14 protein-coding genes and 1 tRNA gene are annotated in these 18,848 nt (G+C 68.1%); 9 read left to right on the top strand and 6 right to left on the bottom strand.

The window, feature by feature from the left end; all coding sequences use genetic code 11:
- Positions 1-5,401: 5,401 nt before the first annotated feature.
- Positions 5,402-6,043 carry a DNA alkylation repair protein gene (locus ACZ9CK_RS00255; protein WP_476050833.1) on the top strand — a complete coding sequence of 214 codons (642 nt, stop codon included), beginning with the start codon at positions 5,402-5,404 and terminating at the stop codon, positions 6,041-6,043.
- A gap of 17 nt (positions 6,044-6,060) precedes the next feature.
- Positions 6,061-6,657: a glyoxalase gene (locus ACZ9CK_RS00250; RefSeq protein WP_476048893.1), complete on the top strand. Its 597-nt coding sequence runs from the start codon at positions 6,061-6,063 to the stop codon at positions 6,655-6,657.
- Between the two features lie 13 nt (positions 6,658-6,670).
- On the opposite strand, the gene ACZ9CK_RS00245 is transcribed toward ACZ9CK_RS00250, so the two are convergent.
- Together ACZ9CK_RS00245 and ACZ9CK_RS00240 are read right to left on the bottom strand one after the other, a co-directional pair.
- Complete coding sequence (locus ACZ9CK_RS00245) at positions 6,671-7,150, bottom strand: carboxymuconolactone decarboxylase family protein (protein WP_426301556.1); 480 nt, start codon at positions 7,148-7,150, stop codon at positions 6,671-6,673.
- 69 nt (positions 7,151-7,219) lie between these two features.
- A tRNA-Lys gene (locus ACZ9CK_RS00240) sits at positions 7,220-7,292 on the bottom strand.
- A 329-nt stretch (positions 7,293-7,621) separates the two neighbouring features.
- On the opposite strand from ACZ9CK_RS00240, the gene ACZ9CK_RS00235 reads away from it, so the two are divergent.
- The 3 genes from ACZ9CK_RS00235 to ACZ9CK_RS00225 all read left to right on the top strand — a co-directional run bounded on the left by ACZ9CK_RS00235 (position 7,622) and on the right by ACZ9CK_RS00225 (position 10,278).
- Entirely contained in the window at positions 7,622-8,281 is a 660-nt protein-coding gene (locus tag ACZ9CK_RS00235) for a hypothetical protein (protein WP_426301554.1), read from the top strand.
- A 361-nt stretch (positions 8,282-8,642) separates the two neighbouring features.
- Complete coding sequence (locus ACZ9CK_RS00230; protein WP_476048892.1) at positions 8,643-9,260, top strand: DUF47 domain-containing protein; 618 nt, start codon at positions 8,643-8,645, stop codon at positions 9,258-9,260.
- A gap of 1 nt (position 9,261) precedes the next feature.
- The gene (locus tag ACZ9CK_RS00225) at positions 9,262-10,278 is read left to right on the top strand and encodes an inorganic phosphate transporter (RefSeq protein ID WP_426301550.1); all 1,017 of its coding nucleotides are present in this window, start codon (positions 9,262-9,264) and stop codon (positions 10,276-10,278) included.
- A 47-nt stretch (positions 10,279-10,325) separates the two neighbouring features.
- On the opposite strand, the gene ACZ9CK_RS00220 is transcribed toward ACZ9CK_RS00225, so the two are convergent.
- The 4 genes from ACZ9CK_RS00220 to ACZ9CK_RS00205 form a co-directional block, all read right to left on the bottom strand.
- Positions 10,326-11,225, bottom strand: coding sequence for an RNA polymerase sigma-70 factor (locus tag ACZ9CK_RS00220; RefSeq protein ID WP_476048891.1), 900 nt, complete (start codon positions 11,223-11,225; stop codon positions 10,326-10,328).
- A gap of 10 nt (positions 11,226-11,235) precedes the next feature.
- Positions 11,236-11,814, bottom strand: coding sequence for a carboxymuconolactone decarboxylase family protein (locus tag ACZ9CK_RS00215; RefSeq protein WP_426301546.1), 579 nt, complete (start codon positions 11,812-11,814; stop codon positions 11,236-11,238).
- Between the two features lie 123 nt (positions 11,815-11,937).
- A complete protein-coding gene (locus ACZ9CK_RS00210; RefSeq protein WP_426301544.1) occupies positions 11,938-12,642 on the bottom strand; it encodes a response regulator in 705 nt (234 codons plus the stop codon).
- Positions 12,639-14,282, bottom strand: a complete 1,644-nt coding sequence (locus ACZ9CK_RS00205; RefSeq protein ID WP_476050832.1) for a sensor histidine kinase — start codon at positions 14,280-14,282, stop codon at positions 12,639-12,641. Before ACZ9CK_RS00205 ends, ACZ9CK_RS00210 begins: the two co-directional genes overlap by 4 nt.
- Positions 14,283-14,519: 237 nt before the next feature.
- On the opposite strand from ACZ9CK_RS00205, the gene ACZ9CK_RS00200 reads away from it, so the two are divergent.
- The 4 genes from ACZ9CK_RS00200 (at position 14,520) to ACZ9CK_RS00185 (ending at position 18,763) form a co-directional block, all read left to right on the top strand.
- Positions 14,520-15,533 carry a Bug family tripartite tricarboxylate transporter substrate binding protein gene (locus ACZ9CK_RS00200; RefSeq protein WP_426301542.1) on the top strand — a complete coding sequence of 338 codons (1,014 nt, stop codon included), beginning with the start codon at positions 14,520-14,522 and terminating at the stop codon, positions 15,531-15,533.
- Positions 15,530-16,048, top strand: a complete 519-nt coding sequence (locus ACZ9CK_RS00195; protein ID WP_476048890.1) for a tripartite tricarboxylate transporter TctB family protein — start codon at positions 15,530-15,532, stop codon at positions 16,046-16,048. Before ACZ9CK_RS00200 ends, ACZ9CK_RS00195 begins: the two co-directional genes overlap by 4 nt.
- A 1-nt stretch (position 16,049) precedes the next feature.
- Positions 16,050-17,579, top strand: coding sequence for a tripartite tricarboxylate transporter permease (locus tag ACZ9CK_RS00190; RefSeq protein ID WP_426301538.1), 1,530 nt, complete (start codon positions 16,050-16,052; stop codon positions 17,577-17,579).
- 179 nt (positions 17,580-17,758) lie between these two features.
- Complete coding sequence (locus tag ACZ9CK_RS00185) at positions 17,759-18,763, top strand: LacI family DNA-binding transcriptional regulator (RefSeq protein WP_426301536.1); 1,005 nt, start codon at positions 17,759-17,761, stop codon at positions 18,761-18,763.
- Positions 18,764-18,848 lie beyond the last annotated feature (85 nt).

Genomic DNA, 18,848 nt, shown 5'->3' with positions numbered 1-18,848 from the left:
AGCGCCGCACCACGTCGTTGGTATCGCCGCCGGTCAGGGCGGCTGTGAGGACCAGGCCCGTGCCGGTGATGGTCGCGGTGCCCGTGACGGCCCGGTTGGTGATGTCCACCTTGTTCACGGCCACGCCGGCCCCGATGCCCACGCTGGCGTCCGCCGCGCTGTCGCCCTTGGCGTTGGCTAGGACGTCGGTGTTGGCCAGGCTCTTGAGGGTGACGATCCCGCCGGAACTGATGGTGATCCCGTTGGCGAACCAGGCCCGCGAGGTGGTCTCCACGACGTTGATGGCGATCGCGCCGGCAATCGAGACCGAGCTTCCGCCGTCTTCGTTGCTGGCGGCCTTCGGGGTGGAACTGGTGCCGGAGGTCTTGCCGGTTTCGGCGGACTGCGTGTTCTTGGCCTGTCCGAGGTTGTCGTCGGCCTTCTTGTTGACGTCCTTGCCGCCGCCGCTGCTTCCTTCGCTCGGCGAGGCGCCCTTCGCGGAGGCCTCTGCCGTGCTGCTGGTTTCGGAAGTCCCGGTGGCCTTGAAGCTGACGGCGCCGCCGGCCGTGATGCTGCGGGCACTGCCTGAATCGACGTCGTTGTCGATGATGGCCAGTGCGAGGGATACGCCGATGCCGGCGGTGCTGCCCACCTTGGTGTCGCCCTTGGCGGTGGTGGTGGCCTTGACGGTCTGGGTGGCTTGGGCGTCCACTACGCCGCCGGCGGTGAGGGCCGTGGCGCTGGCGCCTAGCGAGGCGCTGCTGAGAATGTTGGCGATGGTGATCGCGATTGCCGGGGTGATGCTGACTGTTCCGCCCGCTGATCCGCTTTCGGCTGTGGTGGTCAGGGTATGCGCGGTGGTTCCTGCGATGGTGACGCTTCCGGCTCCGGTCAGCGGGGGCCCGCGCGTCGGGTCTCGCACCTGGTCGATTCCCGAGTACACCGTGTCGTTGACGAGGTTCAGTGCGAAGGCCGCGCCGATGCCCACCGTGCCGCTGCCGGACTGGCTTGCCTTGGCCTTGGCGTTGGAGGTGGAGGTGGAGCTGGCCCCCATGGCGACGGCTCCGCCGCCCACGATCGCCACGCCCGGGGAGGCCGGGGCCTGCGGGGCCGGCGTCGGGTCGGCATGGACGGTGGCGAGCGTGTCCTGGTCGATGATGTTCAGCGCGAAGGCTCCCGCGATGCCCAGGTTGCCGCTGCTGCCCGAAGCACCGGCTTTGGCGTCCGCTTCGAAGGCGTGCACCGCGTCCGTCCCGCCGGCCAGCGGCCGCGTGCCCGCGGTGAGGTTCAGGCCGCCCGCCGTGACAGCGGTCCCGACGCCGATGCTCGCCTCGTTCCGCAGGATCACCTTGTTGATGGCCAGGCCGGCGCCGATGGTCACCGAGCTGCCGTTGCTCGCCGAGCCGTCGGCGATGGCCTTGGCGTCGGTGTTGTTGAGCGCCTTGAACGTGACCGCCCCGGCGGCGATGACCACGATGGCCGGCTGGCCGGCCGCCGCGGCGGCGAGCGCCGTCGTCGTCGACGTCACCAGGTTCAGGGCGATCGCGGCGGCGACCGTCACGGTGGTCCCGTCCTCGTTCTTGGCGGCCGGGGTGCTGGTTCCGTTCGAGTTGGTGGAGGTGGACTTGGAATCGGCGAAGCCGAGCTGTGCGTCGGACTTTTGCTTGCTGTCCTTGTTGGAGGAGTCCTTGCCGCCCGCGCTCTGGCCGCCCTCGGCGCCCGCCGCGCTGGCGGTTGCCGTGGTGGCCGTGGTGGAGGTGCCGTCCGCCTCCATCGTGATCAGGCCGCCGGCGGTGGTGTTCCGGTAGAGCGAGGAATCCACCAGGTGCTCAGCGGAGGTGAGGGCGAAGGAGATCGCGGCACCGAGGGTGGCTCCGGCGCCGGCGGTGGTGGCGCCGAGGGCCTTGGTCTCAACAGTTGCGGTCTGGTCGGCCTTGCCGGTGATGTTGCCGGTGGTGGTGAGGGCGGCGCCGCGCCTCACGGACGCGCTGGTGGAAACGTTCGAGATGGTGATGCCGACGACGCCGGTGAGGACGGCCGCGCTGCCGCCGGCCGCGCCGCCGCTCGCCTCCGTGGTGGCGGCGTCGGTGGTGGTGGCGTTCATCGCCAGCTTCTTCGCGGCAGTGAGGATGGCGTTGACGGCCAGCCCGGCCTCCACCACGTTGTTGATGATGTTGATGGCAACGGAGGCACCGATGCCCACCGAGCCGCCGCCGTTCTGCTTGGCCTTGGCCTTCGCCTTGTTTTCGTGGTTTGCCTTGGCCGTCTGGGTGAGGTCCGAGCCGTTGAGGTTGGCGCCGGCGCCTCGGACGTTGGCCAGGGTGGTGGCGGTGATGATGTTCAGGGCCAGCGATCCGGCCACTCCGACGCTGGCGTCCCCGCCGGCGCCGGAGGTGGAGTCCGCCGAGAAGGTGTTCTTGCCGGAGCCCGGGCCGAAGGCTTCGAGCACCACACCGCCGGCGTTCAGGATGGCGCCGCCGGCCAGGTAGGCCTCGGTCAGCAGGGTGACCACGTTGATGCCGACCGCGACGCCGACGCCCAGTCCGCTGCCGGAGGTGGTGCTGCCGTCCGCGGCGGCCGTGGCGCCGTTGCTGGAGCCTGCGTGGATCCGCTGCACCCCGGTGGTGTTGACCCTGGAGCCGGAGATGTAGGCGCCGGTGCTGCTGTGCAGGACGTTGACGGAGAGGGCGCCGGCGATGCCGATGTTGCCGTCGGCGGTGTTGGCCTGGCCGTTGCCGCGGTCTGCCGAGTTGGGGTCCTTGTCGTTCTGGGTGGAGCCTTCGATGCCTGCCTTTGTCGTGGAGGTGTTGGCACCCTCCGAGTCGGCGGTGATGTCGAGCTTGGCGGCCGTGGTCGGGGCGGCGCTGGTGGAGTCGATGAAGGCAGTGGTGGTCTGGTCCAGGTTCGCGACGGCGATGCCGGCACCGGAGTTGGCGTCGCTGGCGTCGCCGGTGGCGGTGAGCGTCGCGTGGTTGACGGCGGCGAGGGCAAGGTCCCCGATTACCTCGAGGTGCGCGGTGCCGGTCACCTTGGTGATGGTCTTGGCGGTCACGGTCAGGATGGCGACGGCGGCGTCGAAGGTGCTGGTGCCGGAGGAGTCGGCTTCGCCTTCGTCCTTGCCGGCGGAACCGGGGGTGGCTCCGGCGTCGACCGTTGAGGTGGACGTCATGGTGACGTTGGAGCCGGCGGTGACCACGGCGCTTCCGCCCACTGTGACCGCGGCGTCGGAGGAAATGATGGCCAGGTCGCCGTAGTCCTTGTTCAGCGTCACGGGGCCCACGGTGGAGGTGGCCGACATGACCACTGCCCCGGCCGCTGCCAGGTGCGCGTTGCCGGTGACCTTGACCGCTGCCTTGGAATCGACATTGATGGCGTAGGCGGCGAAGTGGCTCGCGTCCGGGACGATGCTCGACGCGGCGGTGAGGTTGAGGTTGTTGGCGCTGATATTTCCGCCGTTGATGTTGACGGCGACGTCGGTGCAGTGCGTCGCCAGGGCCACGAGGCAGCCGAGGACGGGTCCGCCCGTCACAGAGTCGGCCGCCTCAAGGGTGACGTCGCCGGTGGTGGTGATGTCGGCGTCGTCGGCCACCTCGATGAGTTCCATCTGAACCAGCAGCCAGGCGGCCATCAGGGCGATGCTGCCGGAGATGGTGATCTTGTCCTTGCCGGCGCCGCCCTTGATGGTCAGCGAGGTGGTGGGTGCGGCGAATGCCACAGTCTCGAACGTAGCGCCGCTCAGTTCCAGCAGGCCGCCGCCGTTGAGGGTGAGGGTGGCGACGTCGTCCCCACCGGTCAGTTCGTAGACCGCGTTGCTGGCGTCGCCCGAGGCGATCGGTTCGATGTTCAGGTAATTGACCACGGTCGCATCCAGCCACAGGGTGCCCGAATGCGGGTCGGCCGCAACGGAGCGGCTGCTGGCGGTGGTGCCCGCCGTGACCAGTGTGTCGAAGCCGGCGGCGCCGTCGAAGGTCACCGTGATGGCCGGGTTGTTCGTTCCCCGGTCGACGGTGAAGGTGTCGTCGCCGGCGGTGCCGGTGACCCTGATTGCGTTGATGCCGGCGAGGCTGCGGGTCTCCCCCGCGAAGGTCGCCGTGCCGTCAGCGTTGAATACCAGGGCGGCCGAAGTGCCGGTCATGGCGAGGACCCAGGTGGAGGGTGCCGCTTCCGGGGCCGGCGCGGGTGCTGATGCTTGCCCGATCACGGCGGTCGGAATCACGGCGGTCGAAGCAGGATCCGAAGCCGGAGCCGGTTCCGAAGGCGATTCTGCCCCCGAAGGGAACTCTGCCGTCACGGGGGCTCCGGCCGCGGAAGCCGGTGAGGGGATGGATTCGGTGGACACATCGGCTTCGGCGGCCGGAGCGGTCTCGGGTTCCGGGGCGGGCTCCGGTTCGGCTGCGGGTGCAGGTGCCGGTTCGGCTGCGGGTGCGGGCTCCGGTTCGGCTGCAGGTGCCGGTTCGGCTGTGGGTTCGGCGGCTGGCTCGGCAGCAGGTGCCGGGTACATCCGCTCGGGGCTGTTGAAGCGCCGCTCCCCCGGGCTGAGCGTGCGGGTCATCAGATCGGTTCCGCCCTCGACGTCGGCGAATCCGGCGATGTGCCCGTACTCGTGCGCGAGGACGGTCAGCAGGTCCATGGTTCCGGGAGCCGGCGCGTCCGTCGTGGCGGACCAGCCCCAGCCGGCCGCCGTCGGGTCCACCGCGATGCTGTTCCCGGAGGTGATGGCGAGCGCGTCGCCGGGCAGTTCCTGGAGGAAGACCGAGGCGCCACTGACGTTCCAGCCCGGCCATTGGGCCGCCGCGGAGCCTTGCACCGCGGCCAGCTCTGCCGCCGAGATCGTGACGCCGGACTGGGCCCCCGCGGTGTACGCGGCGTCCTGGTGCTCGCCCTCGAACAACACGAACTCCCCGAGGCCCTGGGAGCGCGAAAGGCCCCCTGCAGAAGCGGCAGCGGCCGGAATTGCGGAGGGAAGATTGAACGCAACCACCATGCAAAGCGTCACCGCAGCGGATACTATCCGCCGCAGGGCCGGCCCCAGCACAGTCCATGTCATCGTGTGCATCCTCGCGGACGTAAACCCCCAAAATGCGCCTGCCTCCAGGCAACGCTGCCTGGTGTCGGGCGCGCGCGGCCCCTCCCAGCGAGACCACGACATTCACGCTCTCCGGAACGCCCCAGAGGCTCCGTCCGGACCGGATGCGGGCCAATCAAACGACCCAAGCGGGAGGTTATTCCTGTGCGGATTTTTAAGTCAATACCCTTTAGGAATTCCCCGGCGCGTCGTCGCCGCGACACGCCGATGTTATTCGTTTCAAAAAATCAGACTTCATTCCCGAAAGCCGACCGCGAGTAGGCTTGGAACCGCACCCGATGACAGGAGACTGACGTGGCCGGCACGACGCTGAACGGAACGGCTGTCGCCGAAGTGATGGCCGAACTGGCCGCCCTCGATGACCCAAAAGCCCGCGAGGTCAACGAACGGCACGGCGACGACCACGGCGTGAACCTCGGAAAGCTGCGCGCGGTTGCGAAGCGTCTGAAGATCCAGCAGGACCTCGCCCTGGAGCTGTGGGCCACGGACGACACCGCCGCGAAGCTGCTGGCGCTGCTCATCTGCCGGCCTAAGGCGTTCAGGCCCGATGAACTGGACACCATGCTGCGGCAGGCCCGCACCCCGAAGGTGCACGACTGGCTGGTGAACTACGTGGTGAAGAAGAGCCCGTATGCCGAGGAGCTGCGGCAGGCCTGGCTTGCCGATCCGGACCCGGTGACCGCGAGCGCCGGCTGGGCACTTACCAGCGAACGCGTCGTCAGGAAGCCCGAGGGCCTGGACCTTCCCGGGCTGCTGGACACCATCGAAGCGCAGATGAAGGACGCCCCGGACCGCCTGCAGTGGGCGATGAACGAATGCCTGGCCCGGATCGGGATCGAGCACGCAGGCTACCGTGCCCGCGCCATCAGCATCGGCGAGCGCCTCGAGGTCCTGAAGGATTACCCGACGCCGCCGGGCTGCACCTCTCCGTTCGCCCCTGCTTGGATCAACGAAATGGTGCGGCGGCAGGGCACGTAATCACTAGGATGTCCGGCATGGGAACCATCGAATCCGTAACCATCGAGGTCGCCGACACCGCGGCGGCAGAAGCCTTCTACACGGCCGCCTTCGGGCTGGGCGGCAGGGTGCGGGTGCGGGCGTCGCAGTCGCCGACTAGCGGCTTCCGAGGGTTCACGATGTCGCTTGTCGTGCCCCAGCCGGCCACCGTAAACGCCTTCATCGACAGTGCTGTCGACGCGGGCGCGACAGAGGTCAAACCGGCGGCGAAGTCGCTGTGGGGATACGGCGGGGTCGTCCAGGCCCCGGACGGCACGATCTGGACGGTCGCGTCTTCATCGAAGAAGGACACCGGCCCGGCCGCGCGGGAGGTCGAAGCGATCGTGCTCCAGCTGGGGGTCACCGACGTGGCCGCAAGCAAACAGTTCTACCTCGACCACGGCCTCACAGTGGCCAAGAGCTTCGGATCCAGGTACGTCGAGCTGGACACGGGCCCCATTAGGCTGACGCTCAACAAACGCGGCTCGCTCGCCAAGACCGCCGGCGTCTCACCGGACGGCACCGGCTCGCACAGGCTCCTGATCGGCGGCGACGCAGGCGCCTTGACGGACCCGGACGGATTCGCCTGGGAATAGCCGCGTTCTTTGCTCAGTGGATGAGTTTTCCGTCGGCGTCCCGCGGCCGCACCGGATGCCCGCTGAGGATTGAGATGCGGTTGAAGGCATTGATCGTCACCGCAACCCACTCGGCCGCGACGAAAGCCTCCTCGCCAAGGATGTTGCGGGCTGCCGCCAGCTCGGCCCGGCTTTCTCCGGTCAGCGGCAGCTTGGTGGCCGCTTCCGTGATCGAGAGGACGGCCGCCTCGCGATCGGCATACGCATCGGTCTCCCGCCAGGCCGGCAAGAGGTCCAGCTTCTGCTGCGCAATTCCGGCGTGCCGGGCCTGCCGGGAATGCAGGTCCAGGCAGAAGGCGCAGCCGTTGATCTGGGAGGACCGCACCTTGATGAATTCCACTTCCTGGGGGCTGAGCCCGCGCTGCAACACCGCCTTGCTGATCGTAGCCGCGTAGGCCTCCGCGGCGTCCCAGGCTTCGGGCATGACTTTGTCCAGGAAGGGGCGCGTATCCATACCCTCGAGAATAGTCGGGAGTCCAAGGCCGGGCGTCGCCGCCTGCCGGGAGTGGAAGAAGAAAAGGGGTGGGCCCTGTGGGGCTCGAACCCACGACCCACGGATTAAAAGTCCGATGCTCTACCAACTGAGCTAAAGGCCCCTGCCGGCAGCGAACCGCCGGCCCAGTCCATTTCTGGACGATAAATACTCTACCGCACACCACAGGGGGCCATGACACCACGGCGGGCGCCGCCGTCGGGCACTTGGAAGGCGGCCGCCGCACGCCCTTCCTGACCCTTTTTGGCCGCGAAACGAACGACGGCGCGGGGTTCTCGGCGGCGTGTCGGGACACTGCCGGCGCGAAAGAAGGTCAGGACGGAGCACCCGGAACAACAAACCGAGGCGCCAGGCCGCACAAACCGGGGCGCCCACCCCGAAACCAACCATCCCATGAGTGCACGAGCGAAAACACAGGAGTAGCGTTGGGGCATGAGCGATCCAGCAGCCTCCAACGGTTCCAACGGAGCACCCAGGCACCACAAGCCCAAGCCGTTCGCGCCCATTGACTTTGAGCCCTTCGCGGGCGGGGCGGACCCGGCGAGGGTCTCGGAGGCTGCACACCTGGCGGCACAAGCCCTGGTGCGGCGCGGCCGGGACAGCGACGATCCCAAGGTCACCAAACGGCTGGTCAAGCTCGCGGACGAACAAGGCCTGGACGCCATCGCCGAAATGTGGGCCGAAAGCCCGGCCCGTTCCCTTCCCGGTGCGCTGTGGAGGCTGTACGCCCTCCGCGCCGCCACGATGCAGAATTCCGAGCGGATCTCCGTCTACTTCAAGGCCGGCAGGGACACGGCGCAGGTTTCGCACGTCGTGGCAGGGGCCGCGGAGCCGCCGGGAGCGGACGAGATGAAGCAGATGGCGGACGCCATTCTTTCGGGCGCGTTCGACGGCGATTTCGACGTCGCGCTGGAACGTTCCGCCGCGTTCTGCCGAGTCGTAGCGCTGGGCCAGGCGACCATCGCGGACAGCGCGGAGCACGCCAGTGAAAGCCACGCCAGCAAGCTCACCCGGAGCTCGCACCAGCTCGTGAAGACGGCGGAGGACCTCGAGCACGCGGCCAACGCCTGGCGGCTGGGCGAACTGGACTGAGCCGCAAGGCCGACCCCGCGCTGCCACCCCAACGCGAATCTGTCAATGTTGACTTCGCTTGGACGAGGTATGAGACTGAAACTGGTGTCGAACCGCGAAACCCCCGGGCTTCAACTTATAGCCGCTTCGAGCGGCCTACCGCCGAGAGGCGTATCCGGTTCGGCACCATTTTCATGCCCTCTTCGCGGCCGCCGGCGCCTGCTGGCCTGAGGGCACCCCGAAGCCGGGCCTCCGGGCTCAGGCACCCGGTCCGGGGCGCAGCTTGGACTGCCGTAAAGTTGGTGTCTGTGAACGTTCCCGCGTCAAGTCATGCGAGCCTCGTTGCCGCACACCCCGCCGGCTCCGCAGAACGGACACCACTGTGAAGCTGCGCCTCTTTCCCCAGGAGCCCGCGGGGCTGAGGCTCCTGTCCCAGATGGCCCGCAAGATCCTGGAGGCAACCGGAACCCTTTCGGAAATCCTCGGGGCCCCCGTCACGGAGCATGGGCGGCTCGTCGAGGAGCTGCACGGGCACGAATCGAAATCCACGGAGCTGCACTTCGCGCTGCTCACCCACATGCGCACCAGCTTCATCAACCCGCTCCCCCGCGAAGACATGTATGCCCTCTCCCGCTTCCTCAACGAGGCCATGGAGAAGCTGGACGCCGCCGGAGAGCTGGTCGCACTGTACAAACTGGACCGGCTGCCCAAGCGCGCGGCGGACCAGTTGGAGATCATCAGCAGGCAGGCCGAGCTCACGGTCGAAGCCATGGGCCGGCTGGACGACCTGGACGAACTCGAGGACTACTGGATCGAAATCCTGCGCCTGGCCAAGCGTGCCGAGCGCAGCCACCGGATCTGGGTGGCCGAAATGTACCGCGACATGAAGGCCGCGCAGTACGCCCGCCACCGGGACGTCGCAAACCAGCTGGTGGATGTCACCAAGGACATGCGCAGGGTGGCCACCCAGGTAGGCAGCATCATCGTCAAGGAAGCCTGACGTGGCGATCGGCTTTTTCGTCGTCGTCCTGGTGCTGGCTGGCTGTTTCGCTTTCCTCAACGGCTTCCGCGACGTCTCCACCGCCGTCGCACTGTCCGTGCGGACCCGGGCGCTGACCGCCTCGGTGGCGGTCCTGCTGGCTGCCGTCTTCAACTTTGCCGGTGCCATGCTGAGCGGCGGCTTCGCGCTGCTATCCAGCCAGAGCCTGCTCGACCTGCCCGACGGCGTCAGCGGGCTGGCCATCCTGGCCTCCGCCCTGGCCGCGGCCATCCTGTGGGGCGTTTACGCGTGGTGGCGCGGCATCCCATTGTCCTCCACGCACGCCCTGGTGGGCGGCTTCGCCGGCGCCGGCGCTGCCGGCATCCTGGTGGGCGGGCACGCGATCGGTGGCGTGGACAACGCGCTGCTGTTCCAGGTGGTCCTGCCGCTCGTGCTGTCCCCCGCGATCGCCTTCGGCGCGGCCTACCTGCTGGTGTGGCCGGCCACCTGGGCCGCCCGCTTCACCCAACCGGACGTGGTGCACAGCCGTTTCCGGCGGGCCGAGGCGGTTTCAGCCGCCGCCGTCGCCTTCGGCCACGGCCTGCAGGACGGCCAGCGCACCATTTCGGTGCTGCTGCTGGCGGGAGTGGCGGCGGGACTGCACGACGGCGGGGAGTTGCCTTTGTGGCCGGTGGTGCTGACCGCCGTGCTGCTGACCGCCGGGACGCTGTTCGGCGGCTGGCGTATTTCGCACACCCTGGGCCACAAGCTGATCCGGATCGATCCGCTGCGCGGTTTCGTGGCGCAGAGCCTGAGCTCGCTGATGCTTTTCATCGGCGCGATCGGCCTGCACCTGCCGCTGTCCACCACGCACACTCTCACGTCCGCGGTGCTCGGCGCGGGGACGAACCAGAACTTCTCGGTCACCCACCGGCCCATGGTGCTGCGGATCCTGGGCTTCTGGCTGCTCACCCCGATAGTGACGGCGGCGCTTGCCTTCGTCCTTGAGCTGGCGTTCTCGCCCCTCTCCAAACTCTGAAACCGGCCAAACTCTGAAACCGAACAGGCCCTGAAGCGGGCCCGCTGCTAGCGCGCGAGCTCGGTTTCCGTCTCCAGCCAGCCGAGCTTGTCCGGGTTCCGCATGGCGAAGATCCTGGCGATCCTGCCGTCCTCCACCACCAGGCTGATGAGTGACGGGCCGCCTGCCTCGTCGTCGATCCGGATGCCGAGGGCGCCGTTGAGCCAGAGCAGGGCGGTTTTCGGGTTGAGCGCCGCCTGCGGGAAGGACCGCAGCAGGTTGGTCACCTTCTTGGCACCGTAGACCGGCACCCGCGCGGCCTGCGCCACTCCGCCGCCGTCCGCTACGAGGACGACGTCGGGGGCCAGGACGTCCATCAGCCCCTGCACATCCCCGGTGGTGACCGCCGCCAGGAAGCGTTCGACGACGAGCTGCTGCTCGGTGCGCTCCACCTGCATGCGGGGGCGCCGGGCTGCGACGTGGGAACGCGCGCGGCTGCTGATCTGGCGTACGGCCGCCGGCGACTTGTCCACGGCCTCGGCGATCTCATCGTAGGGTGCGTCGAAAACCTCGCGCAGGACGAAGACCGCCCGCTCCACCGGAGTCAGCGACTCGAGCACCGTGAGCATTGCGATCGAGACGCTCTCGGCCAATTCGACGTCCTCGGCGACATCCGGCACGGTGAGCAAAGGCTCCGGCAGCCACTCTCCGACGTACTCTTCCCGCCGGCGGGACAACGTGCGCAACCGGTTGAGTGCCTGGCGCGTGACGATGCGGACGCAATAGGCCCGCGGGTCGCGCACCTCCGAGCGGGCTTCGGCCCCCAGGCCGGCCCACCGGAGCCAGGCCTCCTGCACCACGTCTTCGGCATCTGCGGCGGAGCCGAGCATTTCGTAGGCGACCGTGAAGAGCAGGCTGCGATGGGTGACGAAAAGGTCCAAGCTGTCGGTGGCGCCGGAGCTACTCATGCCCGCCACGCTACCGCGCGCCGCTTGGTGCCGCGAGCGGCTTCAAGCCACAGGCATCCGCGAAACCCTCGGACTCAATGCCGAGGGCGACGTTGCCGCGGGTCGTGAGGTTGGCATAGCCGATGACGCTGGTCAGCTCAACCAGGGCCGCTGCGCCGAGGTGCTCCAGCAGCCGGGCAGCGAGCTCGTCAGTGACCGTTACGGGAGTAGTGCTCATCGCTTCGGCATATTCCAGCACGTCCCGCTCCAGGGGCGTGAAGACCCCGGAATCGCGCCAGCGCGGGATCTGCTGTGCCTTTTCCAGGTCGAGGCCGTGGTTGTGGGCCATGAAGTAGTTGAAGTCCAGGCACCACGTGCAACCGATGAGTGAGGCCACGGCCATGTGCGCGTAGGACTTCAGCGACTCGTCACAGCTGTTCCACTTCTGCAGCCTCTGCCCCATGCCCATGGATGCCTTGAGCACGGGCGGATTGTGCCACATAACGCCCAGCGACTCCGGCACCTTGCCGAACATCTTCGCGCTGAACTTCTTCACCAGGGTGCCGTAAAGGCCGGTGATCTCTGCGGCGGGGATCCGGGTGGTGGTCATGACTCCTCCTGCGGGTCGGGTTCTTTGCCTTACGGCATGAAGACACCGGCCGCCGGCAATCTGTGACAAGCCGCATCCACGCCACTTTTCAGCGCCACGAGCTTCCACCGCCACCAAGGGGATTCAGTCGTGCCGCTTGTACCGGCGTTCGGGCCTGCCGATGCCCCCGTACCGCAGCTGGACCACTGCCCGCCCTTCCTCCACGAGGTATTCGAGGTACCTGCGGGCGCTGACCCTTGAGGTACCCAGCGCGTCCGCGGCCTCGGTGGCGGACAGGTCCGCGCCGGCGGAATCATCAGCTGTACGTCGGAGCAGTTCCTCCACCAGCCGCAGAGTCTCTGCGCTGAAGCCCTTGGGCAGCGGCCGCGCTGTACCGCCGAGACCGAACACCCGGTTCACGTCAGCCTGTTCCGCGGTTTCCTTGGCCGAGCCCGGCGACAGGGCTTGGTAGCTCTGCCGGTAATGTTCAAGCCGTTCGTGCAGGTCGTCAGCGGAAAACGGCTTCATCAGGTAGTGCACGATTCCGCCGCGCAGCGCCCGCCGCACGGTCTCCACCTCCCGGGCCGCGCTGATCACCAGCACGTCCAGTTCGGGCACCACGTCGCGCAGCTGCTGCAACAGTTCCAGGCCGTTGATGTCCGGCAGGTGGATGTCCAGGAGCACCAGGTCGGGCTGCAGGCGCCGGGCCTCGGCCACCGCCTGGGCGCCAGTGTGGGCCGCACCCACCACTTCGAAGCCGGGGAGCTGACGGACGAAGCCAGCATGCACCTTGGCCACCATGAAGTCGTCATCGACCACCAGGACCTTGATCGTTTCCACGGGCATCATGCCTGCGGGCTTCCTTTCTCCGGCCGGGACCCGGCTTGCCCGGGTGAACGGTGCAGCGTCGCGGTGAAGACCGCGCCGCCGTCGTTATGGACCTCGACGTCGCCGCCGCGCCTCAGGCACACCAGCCGCGTCAGGGGCAGCCCGAAGCCGCGGCCGCCGGCGCCGTCGGACGCCTTGGTGCTGTAACCGCGCCGGAAGATGTCCTCCCGTTCCGCGGGCGCGACGCCGGGACCCGAGTCCCGCACCGTAACCGTCACCTTGCCGGCCTCCTCACTGAGCCTGACGCTGACCCTGCCGTCCGGCGCACCGCCGGCGGCGTCCATGGCAGCGGCGTCCATGGCAGCGGCGTCCATGGCATTGTCCACCAGGTTCCCGACGACGGTGGTGAGATCCCTGGAGAATTCCTCGTCCACGCGGCCCAGTCCGGAAGCGGCATCCAGTTCCAGGGCAACGTTCCGTTCCCCGGCCAGGCTGCTCTTGGCGATCAGCAGGGCGGCGAGCGCGGGGTCGTGGATGCGCGAGGTGATGTCGTCGGACAGCTTGTTGCGGCTGAGGCTCACGCCGTCCACGAAGCTGACCACCTCGTCGAACTCCCCCAGCTGGATGAGCCCGGAAATGGTGTGCAGTTGGTTGGCGAACTCGTGGGTCTGGGCGCGGAGCGTGTCCGTGGTGCTGCGCGTGCGGCCCAGTTCCTTCTCCAGCGAGGACAGCTCGGTGCGGTCGCGCAGGGTGGTCACGGAACCGATCACGCGGCCGCGGGACGTCATGGGCTTGCGGTTCAGGACCACCAGCCGCTCGCCCACCAGGAGCAGGCGGTCCGGGTCGGGCTGCTCGGTGGTGAGGTCCTCCCGGAGCTGCCGCTGCACCCCGAGCTCACTGAGGCTGCGGCCCACGCAGTCCTCCGGCAGGCCCAGGAATTCGCGGGCGCTTTCGTTGGCCACGGTGATCCGTTCCTGCGGGTCCACGGCGATCACCCCTTCCTTCACGCCGTGCAGGATCGCCTCTCGGTGCTCCACCAGGCCGGCGATCTCTCCCGGTTCCAGGCCGAAGGTCTGCCGCTTGACGCGGCGGGACAGCAGCAGGGAACCGGCCGCGCCCAGGGCGAGGGACACGCCCAGGTACACCAGCAGATCCGGCACCGTCTCACCGAAGCGTTCCAGCACCGAGGGATACCGGCGTCCGACGGCGACGATGCCCACCGTGCGTCCGCCGTCGTCGAGCACGGGGACGTGGGCCATCAGGGAAAGGCTGCCGCCCACGTCCATGGCCCCGGTCCATGCCCGCCCCTGCAGGACCGTGCTGCCACCCAGCGGGAGCGGGGTGCCCACGGCGGCGGGGTCGTCGGACGAGGTGAGGATGGTGCCGTCCGCCTTGGCAAGGATGACGATGCTGGCGCCGGACACCGTCCGGACCGACTCGGCAACCGACGGCAGGGCCGCGCCGTGCCGGGGCTCCGCCGTCGGGATCAATGAACGGACCGTGGGGTTCGCGGCGAGGGACTCCGCCACCGAAAGAGCCCGGCGGCCTTCCACCCGCTCAAAGGCCGCGGCGGACTGCACCAGTGAAATCGCGATCACGCCGAGGAGGACCGCCACGACGATCAGGAGCTGCAGGCCGAGGTACTGGCCGGCCAGGGACAGGCGTCGGCGACGGCGGGGCGGTGGATTGACCGCTTGTGGATTGCCGGGCTGCATCATCGGCACGTCTTCGGGCACGGGGTTCCTTCGGCTGGGGATTTCCCCTTCATTATCCGGCCCCGAAACGCCAAGGGCGCGTGACCACAATGAACAAAACAATCTTTGAGAACAGAAGCGTGACCCGGGTCACGTCAAGTCATACCGTGAAACCACTCCCCCAATGATGAGAAGAGGAACACGATGCGTCGATTGAACGCACTGCGCGCCATTGCCGTCGCTGCAGGCCTTGTAATCGCAGCCACGGGCTGCGGCGTCACCAGCGGCGGTGGCTCCGCGGCCACAAGCGGAAGCACCGCGGATTCGGGTCCGCTCACCGGGCTGCGGATCATGGTCCCCAACACAGCCGGCGGCGGCTACGACACCACCGCCCGCACCGCGGCCAAGGTCATGAACGACACCAAGACCGCCACCAACGTCGAGGTCTTCAACCTCGCGGGCGCCGGCGGCACGGTGGGCCTGGCCCGCCTGGTCAACGAAAAGGGCAACAAGGACCTGACCATGCTGATGGGCCTTGGCGTGGTGGGCGCCAGCTACACCAACAAGTCCGAGGCCAAGCTCACCGCAACCACTCCCCTGGCCCGCCTCATCCAGGAACCGGGCGCGATCATGGTCCCCAAGGATTCCCCGTACAAGACCATCAACGAACTCGTTGACGCCTGGAAGAAGGACCCGTCCAAGCTGGCCGTCGGCGGCGGCTCCAGCCCGGGCGGCCCGGACCACCTGCTTCCGATGCAGCTGGCCCAGGCCGTGGGCATCGACCCCAAGAAGGTCAACTTCGTCTCCTTCGACGGCGGCGGTGACCTCCTGCCCGCCATCCTCGGCAACAAGATCGGCTTCGCCGCATCCGGTGCCGGCGAGTACATCCAGCAGATCAAGACCGGCTCCGTGCGCGTCCTGGCTGTGAGCGGCGCCGAACGCCTCGAAGGCATCGACGCCCCCACCTTCAAGGAATCCGGCATCGACCTCGAATTCACCAACTGGCGCGGCATCGTGGCCCCTCCGGGTGTTTCCGACGCCGACCGCGACCGCATCGTGGCCGCACTGACCAAGATGCACGGCACCGAGGAATGGAAGGCTGCCCTGAAGGACCACGGCTGGACCGACGCGTTCATCACCGGCGAGGAATTCAGCACCTTCCTGAAGGAACAGGACACCCGGGTAGCCGATGTCCTGACGAAGCTGGGGCTGGCGTGAGCCAAAAGAACGCCGACGCCGGAACCCCGGCAGGCAAAGGCCGCTCCGAGCTGGGCATCGCTGCCCTGCTCGGGGCGGCCGGCGCCGTCGTCCTCCTGGACGCGTCCCGCATCGCCGCGCCATACTCCCAGTCCGATCCGGTCGGCCCGCGCACCATGCCGCTGGTCATCGGAAGCCTCCTCCTGATCAGCGCCGTAGCATTGGCCGTCAACGTGCTTCGCGGCGGACGCGGCCAGGCCGAGGAAGGCGAGGACGTGGACCTGACGCACCCCGCGGACTGGAAGACGGTCCTTCCCCTGGTCGGCGCCTTCGTGCTGAACATCCTGCTCATCGACGCCGCCGGCTGGGTCATTTCCGGCACCTTGCTCTTCTGGGGCAGCGTCTGGGCCTTGGGCAGCCGCCACTACATCCGGGACGGCCTGATCTCGGTGGGCCTGGCCCTGGCAACTTTCTATGGTTTCTACTTCGGGCTGGGCATCAAGCTTCCGGCCGGAATCCTGGCAGGAGTCCTCTGACATGGATACCCTCAATCTCCTCATGCAGGGTTTCGGCACCGCGCTGACCCCCATGAACCTGCTGTACGCCTGCATCGGGGTGCTCCTGGGCACCGCCGTGGGCGTGCTGCCGGGCATCGGCCCGGCCATGGCAGTCGCACTGCTCCTGCCGGTGACGTACAACCTCGGCCCCACGAGCGCTCTCATCATGTTCGCCGGCATCTACTACGGCGGCATGTACGGCGGCTCCACCACCTCCATCCTGCTGAACACCCCGGGCGAATCCTCCACGGTGATCACCGCGATCGAAGGCCACAAGATGGCCAAGGCCGGCCGGGCAGCGCAGGCCCTGGCGACGGCGGCCATCGGCTCCTTCGTGGCTGGCACCATCGGCACGGCCCTGCTCGCGGTCTGCGCACCCTTCGTTGTGAAGTTCGCGGTGAGCCTCGGCCCGTCCAGCTACCTGTCCATCATGGTCCTGGGCCTGCTGACCGTCACCGCGGTGCTGGGCTCCTCCAAGGTCCGGGGTTTCGCTTCGCTTGGCCTGGGCCTGGCGATCGGACTCATCGGACTGGACCCCGTGACCGGCCAGCAGCGCCTCGTATTCGGCATTCCGCTGCTTTCTGACGGCATCGACATCGTGGTGGTGGCCGTGGCCATCTTCGCCGTCGGCGAGGCCCTTTGGATCGCGGCCCACCTACGCCGGAACAAGACCGAGACCATCCCGGTGGGACAGCCGTGGATGGGCAAGAAGGACTGGCAGCGCTCCTGGAAGCCCTGGCTGCGCGGCACCGCCTTCGGCTTCCCCTTCGGTGCCATGCCCGCAGGCGGCGCGGAAGTCCCGACCTTCCTGTCCTACGTGACGGAGAAGAAGCTCAGCAAGCACCCCGAGGAATTCGGGCACGGCGCCATCGAGGGCGTCGCCGGACCGGAAGCCGCGAACAACGCCTCCGCCGCGGGCACCCTGACACCGCTGCTGGCCCTCGGCCTGCCTACCAACGCGACGGCGGCCGTGATGCTGGCGGCGCTCGTCCAGTTCGGCATCCAGCCCGGCCCGCTGCTGTTCGAGAACGAGCCTGTGCTGGTCTGGGGCCTGATCGCCAGCCTGTTCATCGGCAACACCCTGCTGCTGCTGATCAACCTGCCCATGGCGCCGCTCTGGGCGAAACTGCTGCAGATCCCCCGCCCGTACCTGTACGCCGGGATCCTGTTCTTCGCCACCCTGGGCGCCTTCTCGGTCAACATGCAGGCCTTCGACCTGGTCCTGCTGCTGGTGCTCGGCGCCCTCGGCTTCGCGATGCGGCGCTACGGCCTGCCGGTGCTGCCCCTGATCATCGGCCTGATCCTCGGCCCGCGGATCGAGGGCCAGCTGCGCAAGTCGCTGCAGCTGAGCGCCGGCGACATCTCCGGCCTCTTCAACGAGCCGGTGGCCGTGGTCGTCTACATCCTGGTCGTCATCCTGCTCGCCCTGCCGATCTTCATCCGCCTCTGGCGGCGGTTCGGGCCGCAGAAACCGGGAGCGTTGCACCTGGAGGACCAGATCCACGCGTAAGCGGACTCCACTTCAGAAAACGACGGCGACAAAAAACGACGGCGGGCGGCACCCTCAAGGTGCCGCCCGCCGTCGGGCTCAGCGGCCGGTGCCCGCTGTCTCATGCGCAGAGTTGCTCTGTAGACTTGCCAACAAGGCGCAATGCCACGCGCAAGCGATTCCATAGGGGGCAGCCGACGATGACGACGATGGTAAAAGTGGCCAAGCTCGCCGGCGTCTCCATCTCCACCGTCTCGCACGTCCTCAACGGCACCCGACCGGTCAACGAGGACACACGCCAGCGGGTCCTGAAAGCCATCAAGGAAACGTCCTACCGCCAGGACGCGCTCGCCCGTGCCATGCGCCGCTCCAAGACAGACAGCATCGGCCTCATCATTTCCGACGGCGGCGAGCCCGCCTTCGCGGAAATGGTCCGCGGCGTCGAGCAGGCGGCAGCGCGGCAAGGCGTCACCCTGCTCCTGGCGAATTCGGCCGAGGACCCGGAGCGGGAGTCCCGTGCGGTGCGAACGCTCCTCGAGCGCCGCGTCGACGGACTCATCCTCGCTCGGGCCGCCGGCTCAGACCCCGAAGAACTGGCAGTCTTCACCCAGCAAGGGACGCCGCTGGTCCTGATGGACCGCTTGTCGGACCTCCCCTTTGACCAGGTGGGCATCGAGAATCACGGGCCAACCAGCGAACTGGTGAAGCATTTCGCATCCCAAGGCCACCGCCGGCTGTTGCTTGTTGCCGGAGACACAAGGGTTTCCACTCTCCGGGAACGGCAGGAAGCCTTCATGCAGACGGTTCCCGAGGCCGGCCTCTCCCCCGAGGAGCAGGTGGTCGTCACCTCGGCGGGGGCCGCAGCGGTGGAATCCGAAATCGAAGCAGCCCTCGACGGCGGCGCCCGGCCCACCGCCGTCATCGCCTGCAGCACGGTCCTGGCCGCCTGCGCCCTGCGCGCCATCCAGGGCAGGGGCCTGGCGATGCCTGACGACATCGCCTTCGCCACCTTCGACGGCTTCGCCTACTCCGACCTGTTCGAACCGCGACTGACCACGGTCCGCCAGCCCGCGTTCGACGTCGGCGTCACCGCCGCGGAACTGCTCGCCAAGCGGCTCGAGCATAAGGAAACAGAGCCCTCCACCACCAGGCTCATGCCCGTCATCGAATACCGGGAGTCCAGCGGGCCGCTGCCCGCCTCCTGACCCCGCCCCCCGGCGTCGCTGCGCGCTCCTCCTTAAGCAGTACCCTGTGATCCATTGCACAGCGAAACGTTTGCGTCTATCATCG

The organism is Arthrobacter sp. TE26545, assembly GCF_056279005.1.
This window is presented reverse-complemented; position numbering and strand designations above follow the sequence as displayed.